Below are 24,322 nucleotides of genomic sequence, written 5' to 3' on the forward strand. Positions count from 1 at the left end.
GAAAGATGGAAGAGTATGCCGATATTTTGCAGGAAGATTGGAATACCCTACTCACTTCTGAAGAGCAAGAGGTATTTTTCAATCTAAGTCATGAAGAACAGGAGGCTTATCTGACCGCCTGCCAGTCTTATGAAGCCATGAAAGCTTATTTGGATAACCCGGAGTCTCCACCGGAGGCCAAACGGCTTTTAGATTTAAGTAGTTGGAAATAAACAGTAAGCCCTGCCGGAAATGGCAGGGCTTTTTTCTGTTTGGAGGAGATAAAAAATGACTGAGCGCAAAAAAAGCCATCAAGAAGAATATGCAGAAAAAATCGCCAAAGAACTGATCGAGCGACTTAAGCAGGGTACAGCTCCATTTCAATTGCCCTGGCAGCCTGATATGGGTAGAGATTTTCCTTTCAACCCCGTATCAGGTACTGAATATAGCGGTATGAACCGTCTAAATTTGATGATTCAAGGTTACAGTGATCCGCGCTGGATGACTTACAAACAGGCTCAGAGTGTGAACGCACAAGTCCGAAAAGGGGAGCGTGGAACTGGGTTAGTAAGGCTGATTACCCATACCGAGAAGATCCAAAAAGATGAAAAAGGAAAAATTATTCGAGACGAAAATGGAGAACCCGTTAAAGAAAGAATCCAGTTGGAGAACCCTTATTTCAAAAGTTTTACCGTTTTTAATGCCGAACAGATAGATGGTTTACCGGCATGGGAAAAGGCACCGCCTGTATGGATTGACCACGAACGTGCAGAAAAACTTCTCAAGGCTTCGGGCGCGGTTATCCATCATCGAGGCAATGATGCGTATTACAACCGAACCCGGGATTTTATAGTACTGCCCCCTAAAGAACGTTTTCTTGGGCAGGGAGAATATTACGCTGTTGCTCTGCATGAACTTGGGCATAGGACAGGGCATGCCGACCGGCTTAATCGAGATATGGGCGGTCGCTTTGGTGATTCATCTTATGCCCGGGAAGAACTTCGTGCTGAAATTTCTTCGATGATGATGAGTCGTGAGCTGGGTCTTCCGCATAATCCAGACAGACACGCCGGATATGTTGGCGATTGGGTAAAGGTATTGACGGAAGAACCTATGGAAATTCTGAAAGCCTCTCAAGATGCGGCAAAAATCAAAGAATTTATTTTTTCTTTTGAAAAGCAGATAGAAATAGATCGGGAGCAGAATCAATCCATTGACCAGGCTACAAATACAACAAGGCCGTCTGAAAAGGAGGCACGGCAACCGGCGCAAACCTTGGAAGAACGTTTGCTGGTAGCAAAAGAACAGTATGGGCAGCGGTTGTCTGATATGAATGCCGACGAGCAGAAAAAGTACCGAATTTTGGAGGCAGGCATGGAAAACCTGATTAAAGGCCTGCCCGAACAAACACAGATACAGGCACGCCTGAATTTCTATCAGACCCAATATGGCCGCCTGACGACACAAAAAGACCTGGAACAGTCTCCTGAGCAACAGGAACTGTTTTACGGACGATAACGATAAGAAAGGTCGTCTGAAACATGGTTTCAGACGACCTTGTTTTTTTAAGGAAAAGAACCATGCCTGAAATCAGTGTCTATGGTTTAACCCATGAAGAAATTAGAGAGCTTACGCAACTGGCAAAACAACGGTATGGGAAAGCCAGTGTGTCGTGGATGGCAAAACGGCTTTTGAAGGCGCAGCTTGAAAAGGAAGAACCCGAATTGATCGGACTTCCACCCCCAAAAAGCAGCAAACGCGTTACCGTCCGCCTGCCCGAAAAAGACCGTGCCTACCTCGAAGCCGCCGCTGAAAAGCACAAAAGCAGCGTGAACGACATCATACGCGATATAGTCCAGTCGCACGTCCGTAAGCATCCCCTGCTGACGGCGGCCGAAGTCGAAGTGCTTTTCCAGTCAAACTACCAGCTTTTAAGTATAGGCCGCAACCTCAACCAAATTGCCCGACAGCTCAATATGGGCGAAGGTGTTTCGCTTACATCCGAACAGATAAATGCCCTATCAGAATTCATCAGGCAACATACCCAAAGGGTAAGTGACGTATTACGAACCAACCGCAAACGCCTGTCCGAATAGGAGTAAAGCTATGTCCCTGTACCGTAAAATAGACGATTGGTTTTTGGGTTTCAAAACCCGCTCCGTCCGTGCAAAAGATTCCAGCATCCCCATCTCAAAATCCAATCACCGGGCAAAATCCAGAGTACCCCTCAAATCAGGTAGCGGATTGGCCAACCTGACGGCGGCGGCTAAAAAACACCCCGAAGTCATGGTTAAAATCCCTAAAAGGCTAAGTCGAAACTCCAATGGTATGCAGGGCATACGCAACCATTTGGACTACATTTCACGCAACGGTAAAATTACTGTCGAAAATCACTCCGGTGAAAAATTAAACGGTAAAAAAGCTGTCAAATCGCAACTAGAAGATTGGCAGAAACTCAATATCCCCGAAAGAGGCAAACACCGGGAAGCCCTCAATATCGTCCTATCCATGCCTGCCGGAACACCGCCGCAGGCCGTCTTGAATGCCGCCCGCAATTTTGCCGCTGAACAGTTTGCCGACCATCAATATCTCTTCGCTTTACACCACGAATCCGAAAAAGAAGGCGAACCCGAGCATCCCCATGTACATTTGTGTGTATTGATGAGAGATACCTACGGGCAACGGCTTAATCCGCGTAAAAATGATCTTTTTGAATGGCGCGTCCGTTTTGCTGAAAAACTCCGGGAGGAAGGTGTAGAGTGTGCGGCTACTAAACGGCAACACCGGGGAAAAATCCTCAAAGCTGAAAATGGCATAGTGCGAGCCATGAAAGAACGTGGTGCAACACCCCGCATCGAAAAGCAACGGCTGGAAGAATTAAACCAAGCAATCAAAAACCTGGAACGTCCGACACATCCCTACATTCAGAAGGTCATGCAGACACGCGGTTACATATTGGCTGAATATGGTCTTATAGCCAAAGAACTGTATAAGATGGGACACAAAAATGAAGCCAGGCTTATCAGTAGATTGGCTAAGGATATGATTGGGCAACCTCTAAGCACTAAAGCACAACGGGAATACGATCAAAAGGTCAGCCCTCAATTACAGCAAGAACCGCATATTTCCAAACAAACAGGTATAGAACAAGACAACGAACCTACTCGTTAAACAAGCAATGCAAAAGCCCGGCGGCCGTACAGATGTCTGTACGGCCGCCGGGCTTTTTTGTTTTTATATTTTGTCAGGCTATGTAAATCAGTTTGCCTACTAGACAAATAGAATAGATAATTTGGTCATAGACAATTTAAGTCCTGATTATTTTAAATTAGCCAAACATAAAAGTATTTATTTAATAGATAATTAGAGCATACCCAAATTAACCACCTTTATCCGTATAAGGAGCAACAGTGTTTCCAGATAAATATAATCTCAGCCTTAAAGAAAATATCTTTTTGGCCAAAAAGGTATTAGTTGCCCAAATCCACAATCTAAGCCGGTTTGAAAACTGTCAGACAACTTTGTTGCAGACAGAACAGATTATCAATGGGCAAAATGTTGCTTCGGCATCATTGGGTGATATTCAGACTATCTTAAATCTGAAACGTGCTTACCAATATGTAATGCGCCATATTTCAGACGGCCTTCCCGTTGATATTCCACTGCTAAAGAAAATAAACAGTATCGTTGCCCAAGAAGATTCATTAGCTCCCGGAGATTTTCGCACCGGCACAGTCGGCGTTACCCTAGTTGACGGATCGCGCCATACACCGCCCGCCATATCAGAAGTTGAAGTACAGAACCTGTTTGGTCAAATTGCGAACCGAAGCCGTTCGACCACCGAAACTGCTATCCGATCTATGTTGGCCTTTATGCGACAGCAAATCTTTTGGGACGGCAATAAAAGAACGGCCACGTTGTTTGCCAACGCGCTGTTAATAGAAAAAGGCTGCGGTATTTTGGAAATTTCCGAACTGCAAATGTCTGAGTTCAACGAAAAACTTTCAGCTTTCTACCGCTCCGGCGATGATTTCGATGTTGCCACCTTCCTGTATCAAAACTGTATTTTCGGTATCGACTACTGAGGCCCGACTATGAAAGCAGCGAGAATTTACCAACGTGTCAGTACCGAAGAACAAAATCTCGAGCGGCAAAACGCCTTAATTGAGAAAGCTAAGGCAGAAGGTTACTACATTGCGGGGGTTTATAAGGAAAAGGCTTCGGGCGTTCGTGCCGACAGACCTGTATTGAACAAATTGATTGCCGATTTGCAAGAAGGCGACGTGATCATCGCCGAGCATATTGACCGTATCACTCGTCTGCCACTGGTTGAAGCAGAAAAGCTGGTAAACCGTATCCGTGAAAAAGGGGCATTTCTCGCCATTCCCGGCATTATCGACCTGAGTCAAATACAGACTGACTCCGATATTGCCAAAATCGTCTTAGACAGCATACAAACCATGTTGCTTAAAATTGCCCTACAAATGGCTAGAGATGACTACGAACAACGTAAGAAACGCCAAGCAGCCGGAATTGCTGAAGCAAAAAAACAAGGACGATTCAAAGGTCGTCAGGCAGATACTCAAAAACATAAATTGATTATCAGCCTGCGCTCACATCATACCCTTCAAGAAACAGCCAAGTTGGCCGGGTGTAGCGTATCCCTGGTGAAACTGGTAATGCGACAACACAAACAATCCCTAATTTCAGAAAAGGAATAAAAATGGCTACTTTAATGCAGAAAGACGCTTTGATTGAACGTGTGGCTTCAGTTTTGGCCATGATTGCGCGAAAAACTCCACGAAGCGAAGGCCGTACACCTGATCAAAGTCGTTTGGTCGCCTTACGCCGGGAACTGTATGCTTCAGAACCTGAAGATATTGATTTTGACAAAGTAGTGAGTGAGTGCAATCAGATTTATCAAAAGTATTCTGTCTAGTCAGATAAGGAAGGTAGTTATCTATGACGCTTGAGCAGGAAAATGAAGCATTTGAGAAAATATGGGACGATCTGATGGATGAACATCAGATTAAACCTGAATTACCACCGAAAGGTTTTGTACTTGGGGGGCAACCAGGGGCAGGAAAATCAAATCTTATTAAGATGATTAATGCACAACTGAACGGAAATGTGCTGGTTGTGAATGGGGATGAGTTCCGTCGTTATCATCCTAATTTTGATGAGATACAGGCTCAATATGGCAAAGAATCTGCCAAACATACAGCCGAATTTTCAGGGAAAATGACAGGTAGGGTTATAGAGCAAGCACTTAAAGAAGGGTATAACATCGTTGTTGAAGGAACTTTCAGAACGCCTGAAACGCCAATTAAGACTTTGAACGATATGCAACAGCATGGTTATCAAACTGCTGTCTATCTACAAACTGCTCCTTCAGAAGTAAGTTGGCAAGGCACATTAGAACGCTATGATGAAATGGTCAAAGCTGGTGAAACACCAAGAGCAACACCAAAAGAACATCATGATTTGGTAGTGGAAAAACTTCCAGAGAATGCAGATAGAGTTTTTCTTTCCGGTAAGGCCGATTATTTTGCTGTTTATTCACGCGAAGGTCTGATCTTTGACAGTAGAATCCATCAAAACCAATTGCCTGGTATGGCGATTGACCATGAGCTTCATCGCAATACCCGATATCTAGAAAAATTGGAGTCTCGTATTAAACAGGAGTTTGACTCTTTGAGTGCTTTTCAGAAACAAGTAATTAAGCACGCAGAAAAACTGATTGCTGGTTTACAACCGGCTAATCAAATTCACGCAAAAATCAATCTTTATGACAGCCAACTCCAACAGTTAGATAAGAATCCTCAACAGAATATGGATTTAGATATTGATCGCTAAATTATTAGGCCATTTGTTCCAAAGAAAAAACACCCTTCGGGGTGTTTTTGTATTCTAAACAAAAGGATGTTTGGTTATGGGAAATTTAAATCCAAATGAACTATATTCTTTGGTAAAATGATTTCGTTACAAAATCAAACTACAAAAACTATGAGCGAAATACCAAAGAAACGCGGTGGCCGTAGAGACGGTGCTGGGCGCAAAAGCAAGACCGGTGAAGCGACGACAGTAAAGCGTATTCCTGTTTCGTTGATACCCGCTGTCGATGCCATGATTGCCTCTTCTGCCCTGCCACCGGACAGTCTGATTCCAATAAGTCGGACAAATCTGAAGGTTCCGGTTGCCTTAGAAAAAGTGCCGGCCGGATTTCCGTCACCTGCGGAGCCGTATGTCGCAGACTACCTAGATTTCAACGAATATCTCATTGCCAACCCGTCCGCCACCTTCGCCGCCCGTTCCGGTGGATATTCCATGCTAGATGCTGGGATTAGTAAAGACGATATTATGATCATCGACCGCTCCAAAACGCCGAAGCACGGCGATATTGTGATGGCGGATTTAGGCAACGAGTTTACGATCAAACGGCTATACAAAGTTCCCGGTCGAAAGCCTGAGCTGCACTCTGAAAACGCTTCCGGCGAGTACCCTGATTTTGTACCGACCGATGAAGATACATGGTCGGTTGTAGGGGTCGTGACTTTCGTCATCAAAGACGTGCGTCAGGGTGGCTGACATGTATGCACTGATAGATGGCAACAGCTTTTACTGTTCCTGTGAGCGGGTATTCCGGCCGGATTTGAAGAACGTCCCTGTCGTCGTCCTGTCAAACAACGACGGCTGCGTGGTTGCACGATCTGCTGAGGCAAAGGCTTTAGGCATTAAGATGGGGGAACCCTATTTCCGTGTGAAACACTTAGTTTCTCAAGGTCGTCTGAAAGCTTATTCGAGCAACTACGAACTCTACGCGGACCTGTCCCGGAGGATGATGGAAACTATCGCCGGTTGTGTCCCTACGATTGAAGTCTATTCGATAGACGAATGTTTCGCCAGTATGGCCGGTATCGAGAACCTCGCCGAACTCGGCGGCCAAATCAGACATCGCGTATTGCAGTGGGTTGGCATACCGACCTGCGTCGGCATCGCACCGACCAAGACGCTGGCCAAGTTTTGCAATCATCTTGCCAAACGTTACCCCGATCACTTTGGAGGAGTGGTGGTTTGGTCAGATTGGAATGAGTCTGTCCGCCTTCGTGCCTTGCGCAGCCAGGGTGTCGATGAGATTTGGGGAATTGGGGGTAGAACAGTGGCCAAACTGGCGGCGCAAGGAATTTATACCGCATTGGACTTCGTTCGGGCGGATACCGGCACCCTACGCCGGCGATACGGTGTGACGGTCGAACGGACGCAACGTGAGATGCAGGGCGTTGCCTGTGATGGTTTGCACCCCAAACCGCAAACAAGACAGAATCTTGTCCGCAGCCGCAGTTTTGGAACACGCATAGATACACTGGAGGCTTTAAAAGCCGCCATCACGCATCATATCAGTTCAGGTGCTGAAGCATTGCGTAAAGACCAATTGACGGCCTCATCTGTTTCTGTGTTTTTACATACCGATTTTTTCAAAGAATCTGATCCTCAATATCATAACAGTCAGACAATAAGCCTAACTGTACCGACTTCCGACACCGTGCTGTTAAATCACGCAGCACAAAAGATACTAGAAACTATCTACCGCAGTGGCTACCTCTATAAAAAATGCGGGATCGAATTACAGGGTTTAATGCCCGCCGGGCAGATACAGGCGGATCTTTGGCAGTCAGCAACTACCAACCCAGTTATGGAGGCATGGGACAAAATTAATCGCCGGTACGGTAAAGGCCGTCTGAAACTTGCATCAGAACTATTGGCCAACAACTGGGAAATGAATAGGGACAGATTGAGTCAGTGCTATACCACACGGTTTACAGATTTACCCATCGTTTGACGAAGGATAAGTTTCTTCAAAAGAATCCCGATTTTTCATAAATAAAAAGCCCGCCGTAGGGGGCAAGTGGAAAATAGGCGTGGCAGTTTTGTAGGTTGCCGAAGGTGCCGGAAAAGCTGCCTAAGTCTGTTTTCTACTTGGGGGCGTGGGGACGTTTCTGCCGAACTTTGAGAGGCGGTAACGGGGCTGCGGCGGGCTTCTTTTTTCAGTTTGGCTTAGACAGATAAAGGTCATCTGAAACAGTGATTACAGACGACCTTTATATCTTAGTCATTATAATTAATCTGCTCTACCGTCCACCAAGTGTGAGGGTAATGCGCCTTAAAATCTTCAATTTCCCATTGAATTTCTTCATCATCAATACCTGTATCATAGATATATTTTTTGTCAGAACCTATAAAATGTGTTGCTCTTATACAACCTTTTCTAATGCTTGCTTCAATTTCAGAAACATTTTCCAACATTAATAGATTAATTAGGGCTTCGGTATCCAGCCTCGTTTCAGTTGGAATTTTACCTTTTAGGCATTCAGAAAACATTTTGTCATAATCCACTTTTTTCACATCTTGAATCATCACGCTTCTTCCTTTCCTTAAAACAAGACCAACTGTTCTTCCAAAGTCAACAAAGGGGCGGTAATCTTCGTTTCTCTATGGTGTTGCTGTTCTGCATCGAAAGCGGCTTTTTTGTCAGCGACAATTTCAGCTTTCATATCGTCTTCAAATCCTCCACGCAACCAATGCACCGTCCGCCAAGCCGTATGAAATTCAAGTTTCAAACTGTCGCCATGTATAATTTTTGCGGGAATACCGTAAAAATGGCATTGCACAAAACACATCCACACACATAAAACATCAATATCTACCGCAACCGCTGCCATATGTAAGCTTGGAATTTTTCCGCTATCGGCGATATGTTCGGCGAAAGCAAGCAGATTCGCACCACTGCCACAACATGGCTCAAGTAAAGAAACAAATCTTTTATTCGCCAGCTTCTCCACCGTGTCAATTCCCGCCAGTTTTGCCATCACTCTTGATATAGACATTGGCGTAAAAAACTGTCCGTTACGCTCGTTCGACGCTCCCAAGTCCATATAAAGTTCGCCCAAAAAATCTTCGTAGTTTCCGACTTTCACCGCTCGAATACAGCCCGAAGCCAAAACGCCTAATAGCTCAGGAAAAATTTTAAAAGCCTCTTCTTTATATTGTCGGCGGATAACGTGGTATCGCTCTTCACGATTTTCCCAATCTTCATCCCGAATATAGCTGTTTAAAATGGCAATCGCTGCCAGCTCGACGAAATCACGAAAAACATCAGACGGCTTATATGCCGCACCGAATGAATAAATAAGTTTTTTCAGCTCTTTAACCGTGTTATCCATTTTTTGCTCCCGAAGGTTTCAGACGACCTTTGCCGCCTGAAACCGTTTAAATGCCATTACCACCAACTGTCATAGAAAACTGCTCGCCCCTCAGCTATCGCTAACCGCGCGTTCGCTATAAAGGTTTTGGTTTCTGTAATGTCTTCGGGATAAATTTGCGAATCTCCAAAGAAAAAGCCCGGCGTGTATTCCAATTTTTCTTCATTTAAATCAGATTCCAGACGGTCTAAATCTTCAAGTTCTAGCCGAACAGTGCAGCAATTAAAGACTTCAGCTTTTCCGCCTTTTTGACGATATAAGTTTTCCATCCAACCATGAAGATGGTTAAATTTTCGCCAGTAGGCAAAATGATTCAGTGCTGCTTCTTCGCGTTCATCTTCACTCACATTCACATCGGTTTGACGGTCGCCGACAAACTCGGCTTTCATGGTATAGCCATACATATCTAATCCCATCTGATAGTCCTTTCATAAATGTTCATTCATAAATAAACAACCATCGGGGGCATCTGCCGCCTTGTTGTGATGTCGTTAAAAATTTCAAAGCGCAAAAAGTCCAGACTGGCTTTGTGCGGCTTTCATCTTTGTCCGGTGCGCCTTCTGTGGCGTGGTGGAAAAGGTGGAAGACGTGCAGAGACACTTGTCTTGGTCTGGACTTTTTGCGCTTTGAAATTTAGACATCAACCAACAACACGGCGGCAGATGCCCCCGATGGTTGTTCAAACCTTCAGCCGCTTTGCGGCGTTTCCGCCCTTTTGGGCGGAATCAGGGTGGTAAAACCACCCTGTTTTTGGCACTCGTTGCCTATCCTGCGTTGTAGTTAAAATTTATTGGTACTTAGCCAATATCCTTTTTTGAGAGAAGAAGTACGCGCGGAGAGGAGGTATTTGTTGTTTAATTGTTGTATATATGTTGTTATTTAGTTGTAAATAGGTTGTATATGGTTGTTTTAATGTTGTATATGTTGTTTTAATGTTGTATTCGTGTTGTAAATATGCTTGTATTTTTGTTATATAGATGTTGTTTAAATGTTGTATAAATGTTGTTTTTAGTTGTTTATTGTTGTAATAGGTTGTATAAGTGTTGTATAGGTTGTAAAATAGGTTGTATAAATGTTGTTTTGATGTTGTAAGAGGTGTGTATGAGTGATTTAGAAGATTTCATCAAATCGTATGAAAATAAATTGAGTCCAGGGAAACGATCCGTACTGGAGCCTTATAAAGATGAAATTTTAAAAATGAAGCAGCTTGGGTTTACTGAAAAACTGATATTGCAGTTTTTGGCTGAAAAGAAAAATGTAAGAGTAAGCCAACAGGCATTAAATCGATTCATCCGTTCCCGGCTTCAAAAAATGAATTTAGGAGCTGAAAAAAAGGTAGAAGAATCTCAAAATGATAATAAATTAATTAATTTAAAAAGCCCCGTTTCTGAACCTGAAAAGCCAAAAGAAACTTTGGCTCAATCCAATTCCGGGAAGAACAAATTTGATTGGCAAAATCAGATTAACCCGGAGGACTACAAATGAAAAGGCCGTCTGAATTTTCAGACGGCCTTTACTCAAAAAAATATTTTCCAATATGCCAAATCTTCGGGGCATCAGCGGTAAAACGGCGCTTCCTCACAGTTCGACCACTACAAATTCCCCCTGTTCTGCCTCAGCCAGCGAGTGTTCCAAACGGGCAGTATTAGCAGGATTTCCGAACAGGTACAGCGTCTCCTGTACATATTTCTAACGATTTATCCACAAAACCTGTACATATCTCTCCCTCAAAAAGAGTCTATATCCTCTCAAACGTCAATATCCATCTACATCCATCATAAGTTGCACAAAAAACAGTCAGGCGCGAGCCTGTAATATTTTTTGATAGTGGTCTGTGAAGGTGATCTTTGTATAAAGGCCGTCCTATACGGACAAAGTTCTATGTCCTCTAAAGCCAAAGTTCTTTGCTCATTATGTACAAACATAATATTTTCAGATACTTATATTCAACATTAAAACTTATTCTTTAAATTTGATTCGGATAAAAACAGGTAAACGAAGCAGAAAAACAGCCCATCACATCTCAAATTGTTGAGAGAAACAGACAAAACAGCCTTTTAGGTAGCATATCTACCGGCAAAAAGCGCAAAAAAAGCTGCCGGAGCAGCTTTGGGGCATGGCTGTGCCAACAGCCTAATGATGGTTACTGTTTTTTCTTATAGTAATTTTGGAGATTTTGACGGTGAGGGTTGTCGGGATTCCGCTGTCCGCCTGTATCGGGCGGCGGGTCGGCGGATTGTTTGATTTGCGCCTCGTATTCCGCCTTAGCTTTGCGTGTGGCCGCTTCAGACGTTGGTGGCGTAGGGATGTTGGGGGAACGGTCGGAGGCGTAGAAGCCTGCCCAGCCGTTCAGAATCGATTTCTGCATCACGGCATTGAGGTCGTAGTTTTTGTTTTTGAGGTCTTTAAGCTGTTTGAGCAGGATTTTTTTCTGCTTGATATTGAGGGGCTTGCCTTTTTCGGCACGCATCTTCAGAAAGTCATTCCAAAGTGTGAGGTTAATCCACTTCTCAAGGCGAAAATTGTCGGTATCGATATGATAACGGCTGTCGAATTGCGGCACTGGTTGGCCTTTGACAAGATAGCATAGCTCTAACAGACGCTCTTTATTGAGCTGCCAGTGCATCCTGCCGTGTACACCTGCACGTCGGCATTGGATAACGCCTTTGCCTGAAAGGAATTTTCTTGCCTTTTCATAGCCACGCCGTGTCAGTCCGAACTCATCGAACAGCTGGGAAGCGGTTTTATAAAACCAACCCTGACGTTTTGGTTCTTTATCGGCCACGTCGCTCCACCAAAACAGCCCTGACAATAATGTCGCTGCCTGAATATTGGAGCCGCACAAAAGCCCGAACTCGCGGTAAACCACGAAGTCCGTTGTTATGTGGTGGCGGATTTCGGCTGTGAGCATAGGTTATTTTTTTGGTTTATAAGCTTTAGAAATGGCTTCAACCGTAACTTCATTATTTGTGTAAGCCGAGATTTTAATAGCTGTATCCAGCGGTGCTTTTTTCCGACCGCTGGCAATTTGAGAAATCCATGAGTAGTTTATACCTAATGTTTCAGCCATCTCTTTTAGACGACCTCTTCTTTCTCGCAACCACTGTTGCAATGTGTATTCGCTCACTGTCATTTCCTTGTAATTGACAAAACCAAGACTTACATATTACCCATAGCTAACAAATAAATCAATAATCGAAAAAAAGCTATTACCCAAAAGAAAAAGCTGTAAAGCGATAATTAGAAAATGAATACACTTGCAGACAGAATTAAAAAACGCCTTGACGACTTAGGTAAATCACAAGCTGATTTGGCTAAATATTGCAAAGTCAAACCCCCCTCAGTTTCTAAATGGCTGAATGGGACAACAAAGGTTTTAGCCGGGCAAAATCTACTAAGAGCATCTGAATTTCTCGAATGTGATCCTGATTGGCTTGCTAGTGGAAAAGGATTTTGGGCAAATAAATCGGCTGAACCCAAAGCTGCTGAAACGACCGTATCACCATTTACCATAAAAATGCTGGATAACGATATACTTGACCAGTATCCAATCAATACGTCAGATATTTCAGCCAATATTTCGTATATTGAGTATACGGAAGATCAGTATCGCAGGATTTTCTCTGCTAAAAACCCAGATAGTCTAAGGCTAACAAATATACGAGTTGATAATATGTCCGGAACACTTGAGCCGGGTGATTTGGTGTTTGTAGATATATCAACAAACAAATATGATGGAGATGGGGTGTACCTGTTTATGGTTGGAAATCATCTTCATTTGAAGAGATTACAAATGGTTGGTAATAATCTGCTCGTAATCTCTGACAATCGTCAGTATAAGAGTTGGGAAATTTCTACCAAAAACAGATCAAGTCTTGTAGTCATTGGCAAAGTCTTAATAGGGCAGTCTCAGATTTTCCAAAGGTTTTAAAATAAGAGGTCGTCTGAAAATATCAGACGACCTCTTATTTTCACATATGCCCTGGTTAACTTCATAAGGGCTGTCACATTCTAGAAATTGTTTAAAGCCCCTGATAATAACGATTCTTATAATAACGATTCTTACAAACTTGTCAGAACATCAGCATTAATTCTGACTTTAATTGTCCTTCTTGGGGAATTCTTGTTCTAAGGTGGTTTGATAATTCAGACCACCTTTTTCTACTTCTAGTAACTTATTTTCTAAAAATATAATCTTTTAAAACAATATGTTGAATATTTAAAAATGTAAATATTTAGCTTTAGCTAATATTTTTCTTGCAATATTTGTTACCTATGGCTAATATACGTCTATCAAAGTTCTTTAACAGTTTGGAACGAAGCAACCGGCCTTCGGAGTTGTTTTAGCGTGAAAAGACTGAAACATCATGCGTAAAAAAGGTGATCGAGCCTTTGGGTAAATCGGACAAACGGTTGCAGGCAGCATCCGACCTGCCAAAAAAAATGCCGCGCATCCGGGTTGCCCAGTGGGGTCCGGTAACAGGCGGCAAGTTGGACGTATTTTTTAATCGGGACGTAATCCCGATGCAGCAGCGATAATCTGCGGACAAGCTGCAAAATACATTTTGGTTTTTATATTCCCCGCCGTGAGCGGGTATTTATCGGAAAAGTCCGATAGGGCAAATGCCCAAATGTTCAGACGGCGCTACCCGTCTTTAAACATGTATCCAAATCCAAGCCCGCTTGTGCAAGAAGCGGGTTTCCGTTTGGGTTCATCTGAAATAATCAGATAGTTTATTATAGTTCAATAGTGTCATTATGACAAATGACGAAGAAACGCATTATAAGATAAATTTGTCTTAAAACATATTCCAAATTGTTTTTTCTACCGCCTGGTTACATTATAGGGTGGCGGGCAACTCAGTGGCTCGGAGCAAAAAGACTGAGCGGTTCCGAAACCGTCCGTGTGTGATGTCCTGTACAAGCACTTTGCCTGTGAATCAGTAAGCAGTAGCGGGAGGGTAAAAATCGGCGGTATGGTATTTATCGCACCCTACCGTTTTGAGCGATGTCTTGATAAGGCTGACTACCGGCAATAGGTCGGGGAGCAGGTGAAAGCCCTGCAATAATCTTCTGGAGATGAATGATAAGTGGACTGCTGCAATAAAATCAGACTGTCTATAATTTTAACATGGGCGTTGTTGCATTCATTCTATATATTCCGAGGCTGGAAAGAGTACGATAGGCAATCAGCTTTGACAACGATAGCCATCGGATTTCAGGTGTGGATTATATCGGAAATGATTATTTGGTTATCCTTGGATGTCGGCTCATGCCACGGTTGCTCCTCATGGTTTAGGTGATGGATATTCCTGCATCTCTATTTTGAGTGGATAGCTAAGTATGAATCGGTAACACGTTGTATCATCTTTTCGTATGGCAATACTACCTTGACTTGTTTTGCAGTCGGAATAGCTGTACGCATCCAACATGAGTGGCCAGCGATCATACTCGGTAGCTTTATCATATGCTTTGATAATAAGCCCCCACATAATTAAGAGTGTTATTGCATAGATACCTTTTTTAAAAGATTTAAATAACGGGGCATTTCTACCCTCTATCATGAGTTTGAGTATATGCCACAAGATTGGAAGTGTTAAAAACGTAATAGCAGTGATGATAGTCCATACAGAAATTGAATAGTTAAGATATTCGGGATAGATCCCATATTTGTGATTGAAATGATGGATCGAAATTATTTTGGCGATAAATAATGCAAGTGCTGAAGAAACAAATAGTTTCCACGTCCATTTAAATTTTATTGAGATTTCACTATGGTTTTCCCATAGCTGCCAAGCGGAAAATATCACGCATAAAAAAATAAATAGAGGCATACTTTTTATCAAAAGCGAGCCATAAACAACACTGATAGTAATATTTTCAAATAACTCTTTTTGATTGTTTTTCATGGGCATTTCTTGTTTCGTGTAAAGAGAAGATGTGGTAATCCAATCTTAACACGGGTAGAGAAATGCCCGCCTATTCTCAAGGTCGTCTGAAAATGGTTTCAGACGACCTTCACTTCATCTAAAAGCGAAAGGAAGTAACATGAAAAAGATCCGCAAGCCCGTTAAGCAAATCATTATTGGTACTTATCATAGTATGAGAGCCGCATCTAAACAGGTTGATCTGTTGATGAAAGGTAATGGTGATTTGTGTGTGAATATCGTTCAGGATGGATGTAAGTTCCAAGTTCGCACAGTTGTTTGGCAATGAAAAAGCCGCTTTCATTCAAAAGCGGCTTTAAGTTGAGATGGATGATCTCGTAGGGGTACGCAGATTATCCTTTTTTTCGTCTTTTATTTCAATATGGAAAAGGTGTGTGTATGAAAAAATCTTTGGGTTTGTTAATTGCGGCGTTACTGGGAGCAGCGCCGGCGACTTATGCTGACGATGTGCTTACAGGCGATACGCGCTTGGCGTGTGAGGCAATTTTATGTCTGTCATCAGGTGATCGTCCAAGCGAATGTGCGTCTTCTATTAGACGATATTTTTCGATTCGCCACAAAAAATTGGGCAATACGATCAAGGCGCGTCGTAACTTTTTAAAAATGTGTCCGAGTAGTTCGGAAAGTGCCGAAATGTCGGGTTTGGTTGATGCAATTGCAAATGGAGCTGGCCGGTGTGATGCTCAAGAGTTGAACCGCATGATGCGTTATTCAAGGTTTGAGAAGGTATGCGAACAAAAAAACAAATATCGTTTTGGCCGACAATATACGTCTGATGAAAATTGCCAGATGGTTAAAAAGTTTTACGTCAGACCTGATAAACCGGAATACTGCAAGGCTTATTACGACCACGGATGGACGACTGCGGGCGATAAAGTACGATATGTCGGCGAAGAGAAGAATGGTGGTCGCTGGGTAGATATTCGTTAAATCTTCACTCCTGCTCTACATAGGCATAAATGTTTAGCAGCTTCGGCAGCCCTGCTATATAGGGCTGCTTTTTTTACAAACACAAACTTGTTCAGGGACGAGCAGGTTTCTTTTTGTAAAAAATCATTTGAACAAACGAAAGGTTATGCCATGAAAGAAGTCCATTTTATTGCACAAGGTAAAGGCGGCGTTGGTAAATCAACGATTGCAAGTTTTTTAGGTGACTACCTCAAAGCAAAAGCCAGTGGAGAGCAACTGCATTGCTTTGATACTGATCCCGTAAATCCTTCTTTTAGCCGTTTCTCGGCGTTAAATCCTGAAGTAATCGATATTTTAAATGACAGTAATAATATTGATTCCCGCTATTTTGATGGATTGATTGAGAAGCTGGTAAACGAGGAAGGTATTGCTGTCATTGACAACGGGGCTGCTACTTTTGTGCCATTGATGTCTTATATGGCAGAAAACGAAGTACCGCCCTTCTTGGCCGAAAACGGTATCCGCATGATTATTCATGTACCACTCGTAGGTGGACAGGCTCTTGATGACTGTATTACAGGTTTGGTGCAAACATTAAATGCTTTACAGGCTGAAGTGGTTATTTGGCTTAACGACTTTCAAGGTGTGGTAACTAAAGATAAACCGTTTGAAGAATTTGGTGTTTATAAGCAATACAAGGATCGTATTATCGGCGTGGTACATATTTCACATCGCAACCCTGATACGTTTGGTGCAGATATAAAAGAAATGACAACCAAAAACCTGACTTTAACTGAAGCACAAAATTCAGGTGAATTTGGCTTGATGCCTCGCCAACGTCTGCGTACGGTACAGCGTGAGTTGTATGAACAACTGGATCAAATAGAGTTTTTGGCTACTCAACGCCAACCGGAAAAATCAGAGGCATGATATGGAAAAAGCAGAAGTAGATGCCATTATTGCCGACGTGTTCCGGGTTTCAGGTATCAAACTTACAGCAGACGACCCGGTTATTGCAATTCTGTTGGTACAGGAAAGCCGGTTGAAAGCCTTGTTTGAGGAACAACGTAACCGTACTCGTGAGGATTTTGACGGAATTACTTCTGAAATCGAAGAACCGTTGAAAACGGCAGTTCAAATTGCTGAAGATTTGAAGACTTATCGTGAACAGATTATGGCAGATCTTCTAGCAGGGTATGGTAAAGAGCTAGCTGAAAGTGAAGGCAAGTTGTACGCCTCAATCCAAGCCAAAATTGACAAACAAATGAAGGGATACCTTGACGAAGTAACAACGAAGATAAACCGGTCATGGTTAGTTGCGGCACTGATTTTCTTCTGTTCCATACTTGTTCTGAAATTTGTTTAGGGAACTTTATGCTGATAGAGAAGAGTGTAGAAGTTGTTACCGTAAAAGTAAGCGCCCTGTTTAATCCAAAGGATGATCAGTTTCCTCACTTCCGTCTCGTTCCACTCGAAGCAGACAGGCAGGGTTATCTCTGCCTGCTGTTTTATATCGACCGAAACAACTTTTTAGTGTTGGAATCCCGTATCAAGCGATATGCGGCAGTTAGACGGCTGTCGCTACTACAGGAAAACGCGCCCTACACGGTTTATGAAATATCGAGGTAATCCATGAAGACATATGACGTGAAAGAAGCGGCTCAATACTGCAAATGCCATCCCGAAACCATACGGGAACATATCCGCTCCGGCCGTTTGGCAGCCTCCATGCCCGGACGGAAATACTGTATCACGCAGCCCGCACTTGACGCATTTATAAACGAACTGGAAAATGCGCGGATGCTGGCTTCACTCGAAAGTAGGAGTGAACAAAAATGCCGATCTATAAACGCGAAAATGGCGTCTATTACATTGACATCACAACGCAAAGCGGTCAAAGAATTAGACAATCTTCTCGCACCAAAGACAAAAATGAAGCCCAAAGGCTGCATGACAAACTGAAACATGAATTGTGGCAGCAGGAACATTTCAACGAAAAACCGAAACGACTGTGGGATGAAGCGGCAGTTCGGTGGATTGAAGAGATGGGGGACAAGAAAAGTATCAGGGATGACATAAGCCGTTTGCGCTGTCTAGTTCATTTCAGAGGTGTCTTCTTGCACCATATGAGCCGTGATTTCATCATGCAGACTATTAACCGCATGACTTGTTCGGACAGTACCAAAAATCGCTATCTTGCCTTAATTCGATCGATTTTGAATAAGGCGGAAAAAGAATGGGGCTGGCTGGACAATGTGCCGAAGTTGAAACTGTATCGTGAAGCCAAACGCCGTATCCGTTGGCTGAAGCATGAAGAAGCCCAAAGGCTGATTGATGCCCTGCCGGAGTATTTAGCTGATATGGCAGTGTTCAGTTTGGCGACAGGCTTGCGGCAACGCAATGTACTGGGGCTGAAGTGGTCGCATATCAATCTAAGTCGCAAGACGGCATGGATTGAGGCAGACGAAGCCAAAGCAGGACGCGCTATCGGCGTTGCCCTGAATCAGACGGCACTCGGTATATTGGAAAAACGGATGGGCAAACATCCATCTTTTGTTTTTACTCTACCAAACGGTAAACCCGTGAAAAGCATCAGTTCGCGTATTTGGAAAAACGCATTGTCTCAGGCAGGCATTGTTGATTTCAGATGGCACGATCTGAGGCATACATGGGCAAGTTGGTTGGTACAAGCCGGAGTTCCGCTCGCCGCTTTGCAGGAAATGGGTGGTTGGGAAAATGTCGGGATGGTTCAGAAGTATGCCCATCTAGCCCCCGAACATTTGCACGGACACGCGGCTATATTGGACAGTGTCGGTCTTGGTTTCGACACAAAACAGGCACACCCCAATATAGGCGGTGGCTAAGAAAAAAGCCTAAACAATTGTTTAGGCTTAGGAAAAGTGGTGGGTCGTGAGCGATTCGAACGCTCGACCAACGGATTAAAAGTCCGCTGCTCTACCGACTGAGCTAACGACCCGATAAGCTGTGCATTATAGAGACGGGGCACACAGCTGTCAACACCTTTTTTAAACTTTTTTATTCGACGACGATTTTCGGGAAGCGGCTGCTGAAGTCTTTGCCTTTATCGGCAATGGCCAGCGCGATTTGGAAGGCGGCTTCGGTGTAGATGTCGGCGATGGTTTGGTTGTTTTCAAACAAGGCTAAAGATGTGCCGCTGTCCATGGCTTCGCGCACGGGCAGGCTCAACGGAAGCTGGCCGAGCAACGGTACATTCAAACGCTCTGCCAAGTTTTTGCCGCCTTCTTCGCCGAAGATTGCTTCGGCATGGCCGCAGTTGGTGCAAATATGGACAGACATGTTTTCCAAAACGCCCAAAATCGGAATATTGACTTTGTTGAACATATCCACGGCTTTGCGTGCATCAATCAGGGCGATGTCTTGCGGCGTGGTCACGACAACGGAGCCGGTCACGGGGATTTTTTGCGACAGAGTCAATTGGATATCGCCGGTACCGGGTGGCAGATCGATGAAGAGATAATCGACATTGTCCCACTCGCTTTGGAACATAAGTTGTTGCAAGGCTTGGCTGACCATCGGGCCGCGCCAAACGACGGCTTGGTCGGTATCGACCAGGAAACCGATGGACATCACTTGAATGCCGCTTTCAGCTTCAACGGGAATGAGTTTTTTGTTTTGTTGGTCGGGTTTGCGGTCTTGTACGCCGAGCATGGTGGGCTGGCTTGGGCCATACAGGTCGGCATCGAGTACGCCGACGCGCGCGCCCATTCTGGCCATTGCGGTGGCAAGGTTGGCAGTGGTCGTTGATTTGCCGACGCCGCCTTTGCCCGATGCTACGGCGATGATATTTTTCACGCCTTTGATGGTTGCTACGCCGGGTTGGACTTTATGCGTACCGATTTCGGTATCGATACTCAAGTGTATATGGGTATCGCCGGTATGCGAAATGACGGCTTCTTGAACGGCGTTGGCAATGTCTGCGGCAATATGGGCAACCGGGAACGCGAATTTCAGGCCGATATGCAGGCCGTCTGAACGCTCTTCCAGAAGCGAAACGGCTTTTTCGCTGCCCAAAGTGCGTATTGTGGTGGGAATCAACACGGCATCGAGTGCGGTTCGGATGGCTGGAATATTCATAATCTGCCTCTTGAATGTGGGAAATTGTTTGATGTGCGCGATTTGCCTGCCTGACAAATCTGCTGAATTATACCCTTGAACGCCATGTAAGGGATACGCCCGAAAAACTTCAGGCTGCCTGAATCATCGGGCAGCCTGAAAAGCGGGTTGACTGAAACGCAGCCTTATTCGCTCAAGAGCGCAATGTCGGCAACTGCGTTCATTTGTTCTGCCAAGCGGTTCAGCAGGTTCAAACGGTTTTGTTTCACGGCGGCATCTTCAGCCATTACCATCACGCCGTCGAAGAAGGCATCGACTTGCGGTTTGACGGAAGCCAGTTCGGACAAAGCAGTTTGGAAATTGCCTTCGGCAACGGCGGCGGAGATTTTCGGCTGCAAACCTTGCGCGGCGGCATACAGGGCTTTTTCTTCGTCTTGTTGCAACAGGCTTTCGTTAACCGCGCCCAACTCGGCATCGGCTTTTTTCAGCAGGTTTTGTACGCGTTTGTTGGCGGCGGCCAATGCGGCGGCTTCGGGAAGCTGTTTGAACGCGGCAACGGCTTGCAGTTTGGCGGTCAAATCGTCCAGACGGCGCGGCTGTTTCGCCAATACGGCGGCAACGATGTCTTGCGGATAATCGTTTTGCAGCAACACGGCCAAGCGCGCCTGCATGAAGTCGGCAGTTTCAGACGGCGTTTTTTCGTTGAGCAAACCTTTGGGGAAGCTGTCGAAGGCCGTCTGAATCAGTTCGTTTACGTCCAAACCGTACTGCATCAGCATCCGCAAAATACCCAAGGCGGCGCGGCGCAGGGCATAGGGGTCTTTGTCGCCGGTCGGAATCAGGCCGATGCCCCAAATGCCGACCAAGGTTTCCAGTTTGTCGGCCAGCGCAACAGCGGTGGCCACTTTGCCGTTCGGCAGGTTGTCGCCGGCAAAACGCGGCTGATAGTGCTGCTCAATGGCTTCGGCGATTTCTTCGGTTTCGCCGTCCAAGCGGGCGTAGTATTTACCCATCGTGCCTTGCAACTCGGGGAACTCGCCGACCATTTCGGTGACCAAGTCGGCTTTGGCCAAACGTGCGGCGCGTTCGGCTGCGGCGGCATCCGCGCCCAATGCTTTGGCGATGTGGGCGGCAATGCTTTGCAGACGCTCGATTCGTTCGGCCTGAGAACCGATTTTGTTGTGGTAAACCACGCTGGACAATTTCGGCAGGCGGCTTTCCAAAGTCGCTTTTTGGTCTTGTTTGTAGAAGAACTCGGCATCAGACAGGCGCGCGCGCAAAACGCGTTCGTTGCCTTGGATGATGTGCGACGGGTCTTCGGTTTGCAGGTTGGACACCAGCAGGAAGCGGTTCATCAGCTTGCCGTTTTGGTCGAGCAGTGGGAAGTATTTTTGGTTTTGCTGCATGGTCAGAATCAGGCATTCTTGCGGCACGGCAAGGAAGTGTTCTTCAAAACCGGCTTCCAATACCACAGGCCATTCGACCAATGCAGTCACTTCGTCCAACAATGCTTCATCGGCGGCAACGGTCGCGTTCAGACGGCCTGCCTGTTCGTTCAAGGCCGTCTGAATGGCGGCTTTGCGCTCGGCAAACGAAGCGACAACTTTGCCTTGCTCGCGCATTTGGGCGGCGTAGCTGTCGGCATTTTCAATGGCGATTTCGCCGTTGGAGAGGAAGCGGTGACCCAGTGTTTTGTTGCCGCTTTGCAGACCCAAAACGCTGACGTTCACGATGTCGCCGCCGTGCAGCACGATCAGACTGTGTACAGGACGCACGAAGGTAAACGTGCTGCTGCCCCAACGCATCACTTTCGGAATCGGCAGTTTCTTAACGGCTTGATTGATAATGTCTTCCAAAAGCTCGCCCAGCGGTTTGCCGGTTTGGACGTATTCGTAGGCATACACGTCTTGCTTGCCGTCGTTGATGATGGTCAAGTCTTCGATTTTCGCACCCGCACCGCGCGCAAAACCTTCCAAAGCCTTAGTCGGCGCACCGTCTTTCATGGCATTGGCCACGGCCGGGCCTTTTTTCACGATTTTTTGGTCGGCTTGTACGGCCTTCACGTTTTTGACTTGAACGGCCAAGCGGCGCGGAGAAGCGTAGGCAGTGTATTCGGCCGCGCCGTCAATCAGTTGCGCTTTTTCCAAGCCTTCGGCAACGGAAGCGGCAAAATGGTTGCCCAAATTATTGAGGGCCTTTGGCGGGAGTTCTTCAGTGAGAAGTTCGATTAAGAGGGTTTGGGTTGTCATGTGCTTATCGTTAAATAGGAAATTGGTTTGGCGTCTGAATACGGCATCATGCGGTTTTCAGACGCAAGGTTAATTGAATTGACAGCGATTTTATCATTTTCAGAAGGCCTGTGGCTGTCTTTCACAAACAATTTGCCCGATTTTCAAGCAACTTTGTCCGCAATGGCTTCAATTCGCAGCGCGGATATACGGCAAACCGCTGGTTTCGTCGTATTCGGGAATGTCGCTTCCGGCAAACAGCGCACCGGCCAAACGCACGGCCGCGCCGGTCACGGCCGGCGAAATCATAAAGCCGTGGCGGAACAGGCCGTTGACTTCAATCAGGCGGCGTTCGCGGTTGAAACGGATTTCGGGATTGTGATTGTTTAACGTCGGGCGCAGGCCGGTGGCCAGTTCCAAAAGATTCGCCTCGCCAAAGGCCGGATGCACGGCATACAGCGCGGACAAAAGTTCCAAACCGGAACGCACGCTGGCCGGCGCTTGGCTTTCGCTTTCGATTTGGGTCGCACCAATCACAAAAATATGGTTTTCCTTCGGCGCGATATACAAAGGATAGCGCGGATGCAGCAGGCGCACTGGGCGGGACAGCTCGACTTCGGGTGCGTAAACGCGCGCCACTTCGCCGCGTATGCCGCGCAATTGGCTTTCAGACGGCCTGTTCCACGCTGCTTTTGCACCATAACCGCGGCAGTCGATAACCCAATCGTATTGCGCCGCCAAATCTTCGACTTCGCGTTCGCACAACCAATGGCAAGGCACATTCATTGATTCCAAAGCATCGGCAAGCGCATTCAATACCTGCCGTCCGTCCAACTGTCCTTCCACCGGCAGATACAGGCCGTCTGAAAACCGCCCTGCCAGTTGCGGCTCGTTGGCCGCGATTTCATCCGCGTTCCAACGTATAGTTTCGTGTTCCGGCACGCCGCCGCGCTTCAAATGACGGGCAAACTCGGCAGAAAGCGGCTTGTCCTGCGTATGCCAAACAATCAGGCTGCCTTTTTCCTGCATCATCACCGGCGTGTTCAGACGGCCAACAATCGCGCGCCAAAGCGCAATGCTTTGTTTGCCCAAATGGATGACTTCGGGCGTTGCCTCCACCGCCTCGGAAGAAGGCGCCAGCATGGCGGCGGCAACATAGGCTGCGGCTTGTGCGCCATTACGTTCGCCTTTCTCAAACAACTCTACCGCCACGCCCTGCTCCGCCAATTGGAACGCAATAAGGCGACCGGAAAGGCCGCCGCCGAGTACCGCAATCTTAGACATCAGTTTCTCCTTGTTTTTAATATGAAAATGAACTGCATATTTTAGAACTTGTTTTGCTTTATCACAATATCGACACAAAATGAGAACAGTTTTTGCATATCATGATTGCCCAGACCAAGCCGATAACTTATAAACAAACAGACGGAATTTCCCCTCTGCAAGCAGTTCCCCATCACCTCAGCCTGCCACTCAGTTTTGATAAAAATATCTTCTTTACATAAAACCGAATATAATGGCATTTCTTGACACATTCATTCACTCGGCATCACTGCATTTATTGAATTGTTTTGATGCATATATTTGATTTTATAAGGAATAACAATGAAAAGCTTAGGCAGTACTTTATTTATCCTCGGCGTATTGGCATTCGGTTTGAATTATATGAACGCCGTCCCCAAAGTCTTGGCCTGGATTTACGAATGGGGCGAAGATACCGCCCTATGGATTAAAGCAGGCATTACAGGCGGCGGCGCTTTACTGTGGTTGGCAGGCAATTTCCTTGAAAAACCTGCAGAGGCAGAAGCAGAACCGGAAGAGGAAGAAGAATAAATACCATAAAAGGCCGTCTGAAAAGTTTCAGACGGCCTTTTTTATATCTTTGCAAAACAGTACCTACTTT

Annotated in this window: 28 protein-coding genes and 1 tRNA gene; 19 read left to right on the top strand and 10 right to left on the bottom strand. The window is 45.4% G+C overall.

All coding sequences use genetic code 11. The features are described from left to right. Window positions 1-5 precede the first annotated feature (5 nt). From ACTHRY_RS00605 to ACTHRY_RS00650, 10 genes are all read left to right on the top strand, one after another. Window positions 6-212, top strand: coding sequence for a hypothetical protein (locus tag ACTHRY_RS00605; RefSeq protein WP_049323736.1), 207 nt, complete (start codon window positions 6-8; stop codon window positions 210-212). Between the two features lie 55 nt (window positions 213-267). Next, complete coding sequence (locus ACTHRY_RS00610; protein WP_440373953.1) at window positions 268-1,497, top strand: ArdC family protein; 1,230 nt, start codon at window positions 268-270, stop codon at window positions 1,495-1,497. Window positions 1,498-1,559: 62 nt separating this feature from the next. Beyond that, window positions 1,560-2,075: a plasmid mobilization relaxosome protein MobC gene (gene mobC / locus ACTHRY_RS00615; RefSeq protein ID WP_049323737.1), complete on the top strand. Its 516-nt coding sequence runs from the start codon at window positions 1,560-1,562 to the stop codon at window positions 2,073-2,075. A 10-nt stretch (window positions 2,076-2,085) separates the two neighbouring features. After that, a complete protein-coding gene (locus ACTHRY_RS00620) occupies window positions 2,086-3,150 on the top strand; it encodes a relaxase/mobilization nuclease domain-containing protein (protein ID WP_049323738.1) in 1,065 nt (354 codons plus the stop codon). 239 nt (window positions 3,151-3,389) lie between these two features. Beyond that, window positions 3,390-4,064: a Fic family protein gene (locus tag ACTHRY_RS00625; RefSeq protein ID WP_150537980.1), complete on the top strand. Its 675-nt coding sequence runs from the start codon at window positions 3,390-3,392 to the stop codon at window positions 4,062-4,064. A 9-nt stretch (window positions 4,065-4,073) separates the two neighbouring features. After that, window positions 4,074-4,700 (top strand): recombinase family protein, encoded by a 627-nt coding sequence (locus ACTHRY_RS00630; protein WP_150537981.1) that lies wholly within the window; start codon window positions 4,074-4,076, stop codon window positions 4,698-4,700. 2 nt (window positions 4,701-4,702) lie between these two features. Next, the gene (locus tag ACTHRY_RS00635) at window positions 4,703-4,918 is read left to right on the top strand and encodes a hypothetical protein (protein ID WP_224783325.1); all 216 of its coding nucleotides are present in this window, start codon (window positions 4,703-4,705) and stop codon (window positions 4,916-4,918) included. 23 nt (window positions 4,919-4,941) lie between these two features. Beyond that, window positions 4,942-5,835: a zeta toxin family protein gene (locus tag ACTHRY_RS00640; protein ID WP_440373954.1), complete on the top strand. Its 894-nt coding sequence runs from the start codon at window positions 4,942-4,944 to the stop codon at window positions 5,833-5,835. Between the two features lie 150 nt (window positions 5,836-5,985). After that, window positions 5,986-6,567, top strand: a complete 582-nt coding sequence (locus tag ACTHRY_RS00645) for a LexA family protein (RefSeq protein ID WP_070615770.1) — start codon at window positions 5,986-5,988, stop codon at window positions 6,565-6,567. A gap of 1 nt (window position 6,568) precedes the next feature. Then, window positions 6,569-7,819, top strand: coding sequence for a Y-family DNA polymerase (locus ACTHRY_RS00650; RefSeq protein WP_440373955.1), 1,251 nt, complete (start codon window positions 6,569-6,571; stop codon window positions 7,817-7,819). A gap of 266 nt (window positions 7,820-8,085) precedes the next feature. Here ACTHRY_RS00650 and ACTHRY_RS00655 read toward each other — a convergent pair whose 3' ends face one another. From ACTHRY_RS00655 to ACTHRY_RS00665, 3 genes are read right to left on the bottom strand one after another with little or no spacing between them, the layout of a single operon-like run. Continuing rightward, window positions 8,086-8,397 (bottom strand): hypothetical protein, encoded by a 312-nt coding sequence (locus ACTHRY_RS00655; protein WP_314052103.1) that lies wholly within the window; start codon window positions 8,395-8,397, stop codon window positions 8,086-8,088. 14 nt (window positions 8,398-8,411) lie between these two features. Next, a complete protein-coding gene (locus tag ACTHRY_RS00660; protein WP_440373956.1) occupies window positions 8,412-9,200 on the bottom strand; it encodes an N-6 DNA methylase in 789 nt (262 codons plus the stop codon). Window positions 9,201-9,256: 56 nt separating this feature from the next. Continuing rightward, window positions 9,257-9,655, bottom strand: a complete 399-nt coding sequence (locus tag ACTHRY_RS00665) for a phosphoglycerate kinase (protein WP_440373957.1) — start codon at window positions 9,653-9,655, stop codon at window positions 9,257-9,259. Window positions 9,656-10,340: 685 nt separating this feature from the next. Here ACTHRY_RS00665 and ACTHRY_RS00670 point away from each other — a divergent pair. Then, a complete protein-coding gene (locus ACTHRY_RS00670; RefSeq protein WP_440373958.1) occupies window positions 10,341-10,724 on the top strand; it encodes a hypothetical protein in 384 nt (127 codons plus the stop codon). A 658-nt stretch (window positions 10,725-11,382) separates the two neighbouring features. On the opposite strand, the gene ACTHRY_RS00675 is transcribed toward ACTHRY_RS00670, so the two are convergent. Both ACTHRY_RS00675 and ACTHRY_RS00680 read right to left on the bottom strand, forming a co-directional pair. After that, window positions 11,383-12,150 carry a hypothetical protein gene (locus ACTHRY_RS00675; protein WP_440373959.1) on the bottom strand — a complete coding sequence of 256 codons (768 nt, stop codon included), beginning with the start codon at window positions 12,148-12,150 and terminating at the stop codon, window positions 11,383-11,385. 3 nt (window positions 12,151-12,153) lie between these two features. Beyond that, a complete protein-coding gene (locus ACTHRY_RS00680; protein ID WP_168166787.1) occupies window positions 12,154-12,366 on the bottom strand; it encodes a helix-turn-helix domain-containing protein in 213 nt (70 codons plus the stop codon). A gap of 120 nt (window positions 12,367-12,486) precedes the next feature. On the opposite strand from ACTHRY_RS00680, the gene ACTHRY_RS00685 reads away from it, so the two are divergent. After that, the gene (locus ACTHRY_RS00685) at window positions 12,487-13,170 is read left to right on the top strand and encodes a S24 family peptidase (protein ID WP_440373960.1); all 684 of its coding nucleotides are present in this window, start codon (window positions 12,487-12,489) and stop codon (window positions 13,168-13,170) included. A 1,357-nt stretch (window positions 13,171-14,527) separates the two neighbouring features. On the opposite strand, the gene ACTHRY_RS00690 is transcribed toward ACTHRY_RS00685, so the two are convergent. After that, on the bottom strand, window positions 14,528-15,148 hold the full coding sequence (locus tag ACTHRY_RS00690; RefSeq protein WP_070814584.1) for a hypothetical protein: 621 nt from the start codon (window positions 15,146-15,148) through the stop codon (window positions 14,528-14,530). Between the two features lie 139 nt (window positions 15,149-15,287). On the opposite strand from ACTHRY_RS00690, the gene ACTHRY_RS00695 reads away from it, so the two are divergent. The 6 genes from ACTHRY_RS00695 (at window position 15,288) to ACTHRY_RS00720 (ending at window position 18,960) form a co-directional block, all read left to right on the top strand. Beyond that, a complete protein-coding gene (locus ACTHRY_RS00695; RefSeq protein WP_164836862.1) occupies window positions 15,288-15,455 on the top strand; it encodes a hypothetical protein in 168 nt (55 codons plus the stop codon). 110 nt (window positions 15,456-15,565) lie between these two features. Next, entirely contained in the window at window positions 15,566-16,117 is a 552-nt protein-coding gene (locus tag ACTHRY_RS00700) for a TrbM/KikA/MpfK family conjugal transfer protein (protein ID WP_049351571.1), read from the top strand. 150 nt (window positions 16,118-16,267) lie between these two features. Then, complete coding sequence (locus tag ACTHRY_RS00705) at window positions 16,268-17,026, top strand: nucleotide-binding protein (protein WP_440373961.1); 759 nt, start codon at window positions 16,268-16,270, stop codon at window positions 17,024-17,026. A 1-nt stretch (window position 17,027) separates the two neighbouring features. Next, window positions 17,028-17,462: a hypothetical protein gene (locus ACTHRY_RS00710; RefSeq protein ID WP_440373962.1), complete on the top strand. Its 435-nt coding sequence runs from the start codon at window positions 17,028-17,030 to the stop codon at window positions 17,460-17,462. 266 nt (window positions 17,463-17,728) lie between these two features. After that, entirely contained in the window at window positions 17,729-18,058 is a 330-nt protein-coding gene (locus ACTHRY_RS00715; RefSeq protein ID WP_083301548.1) for a helix-turn-helix domain-containing protein, read from the top strand. Next, the gene (locus ACTHRY_RS00720) at window positions 17,974-18,960 is read left to right on the top strand and encodes a tyrosine-type recombinase/integrase (protein WP_440373976.1); all 987 of its coding nucleotides are present in this window, start codon (window positions 17,974-17,976) and stop codon (window positions 18,958-18,960) included. The genes ACTHRY_RS00715 and ACTHRY_RS00720 overlap by 85 nt, the downstream gene beginning before the upstream one ends. A 37-nt stretch (window positions 18,961-18,997) precedes the next feature. Here ACTHRY_RS00720 and ACTHRY_RS00725 read toward each other — a convergent pair. The 4 genes from ACTHRY_RS00725 to ACTHRY_RS00740 form a co-directional block, all read right to left on the bottom strand. Next, window positions 18,998-19,073, bottom strand: a tRNA-Lys gene (locus tag ACTHRY_RS00725). 59 nt (window positions 19,074-19,132) lie between these two features. After that, window positions 19,133-20,212: an iron-sulfur cluster carrier protein ApbC gene (gene apbC, locus ACTHRY_RS00730; protein WP_049323723.1), complete on the bottom strand. Its 1,080-nt coding sequence runs from the start codon at window positions 20,210-20,212 to the stop codon at window positions 19,133-19,135. Between the two features lie 164 nt (window positions 20,213-20,376). Beyond that, window positions 20,377-22,440 carry a glycine--tRNA ligase subunit beta gene (gene glyS / locus ACTHRY_RS00735; RefSeq protein ID WP_049323722.1) on the bottom strand — a complete coding sequence of 688 codons (2,064 nt, stop codon included), beginning with the start codon at window positions 22,438-22,440 and terminating at the stop codon, window positions 20,377-20,379. Between the two features lie 168 nt (window positions 22,441-22,608). Further along, window positions 22,609-23,703, bottom strand: coding sequence for an FAD-dependent oxidoreductase (locus ACTHRY_RS00740; protein WP_440373963.1), 1,095 nt, complete (start codon window positions 23,701-23,703; stop codon window positions 22,609-22,611). A 321-nt stretch (window positions 23,704-24,024) separates the two neighbouring features. On the opposite strand from ACTHRY_RS00740, the gene ACTHRY_RS00745 reads away from it, so the two are divergent. After that, window positions 24,025-24,252, top strand: a complete 228-nt coding sequence (locus ACTHRY_RS00745; protein WP_049323719.1) for a hypothetical protein — start codon at window positions 24,025-24,027, stop codon at window positions 24,250-24,252. Window positions 24,253-24,322 lie beyond the last annotated feature (70 nt).

The sequence above is a fragment of the Neisseria sp. P0004.S004 genome (assembly GCF_051963335.1).
Lineage (GTDB): Bacteria > Pseudomonadota > Gammaproteobacteria > Burkholderiales > Neisseriaceae > Neisseria.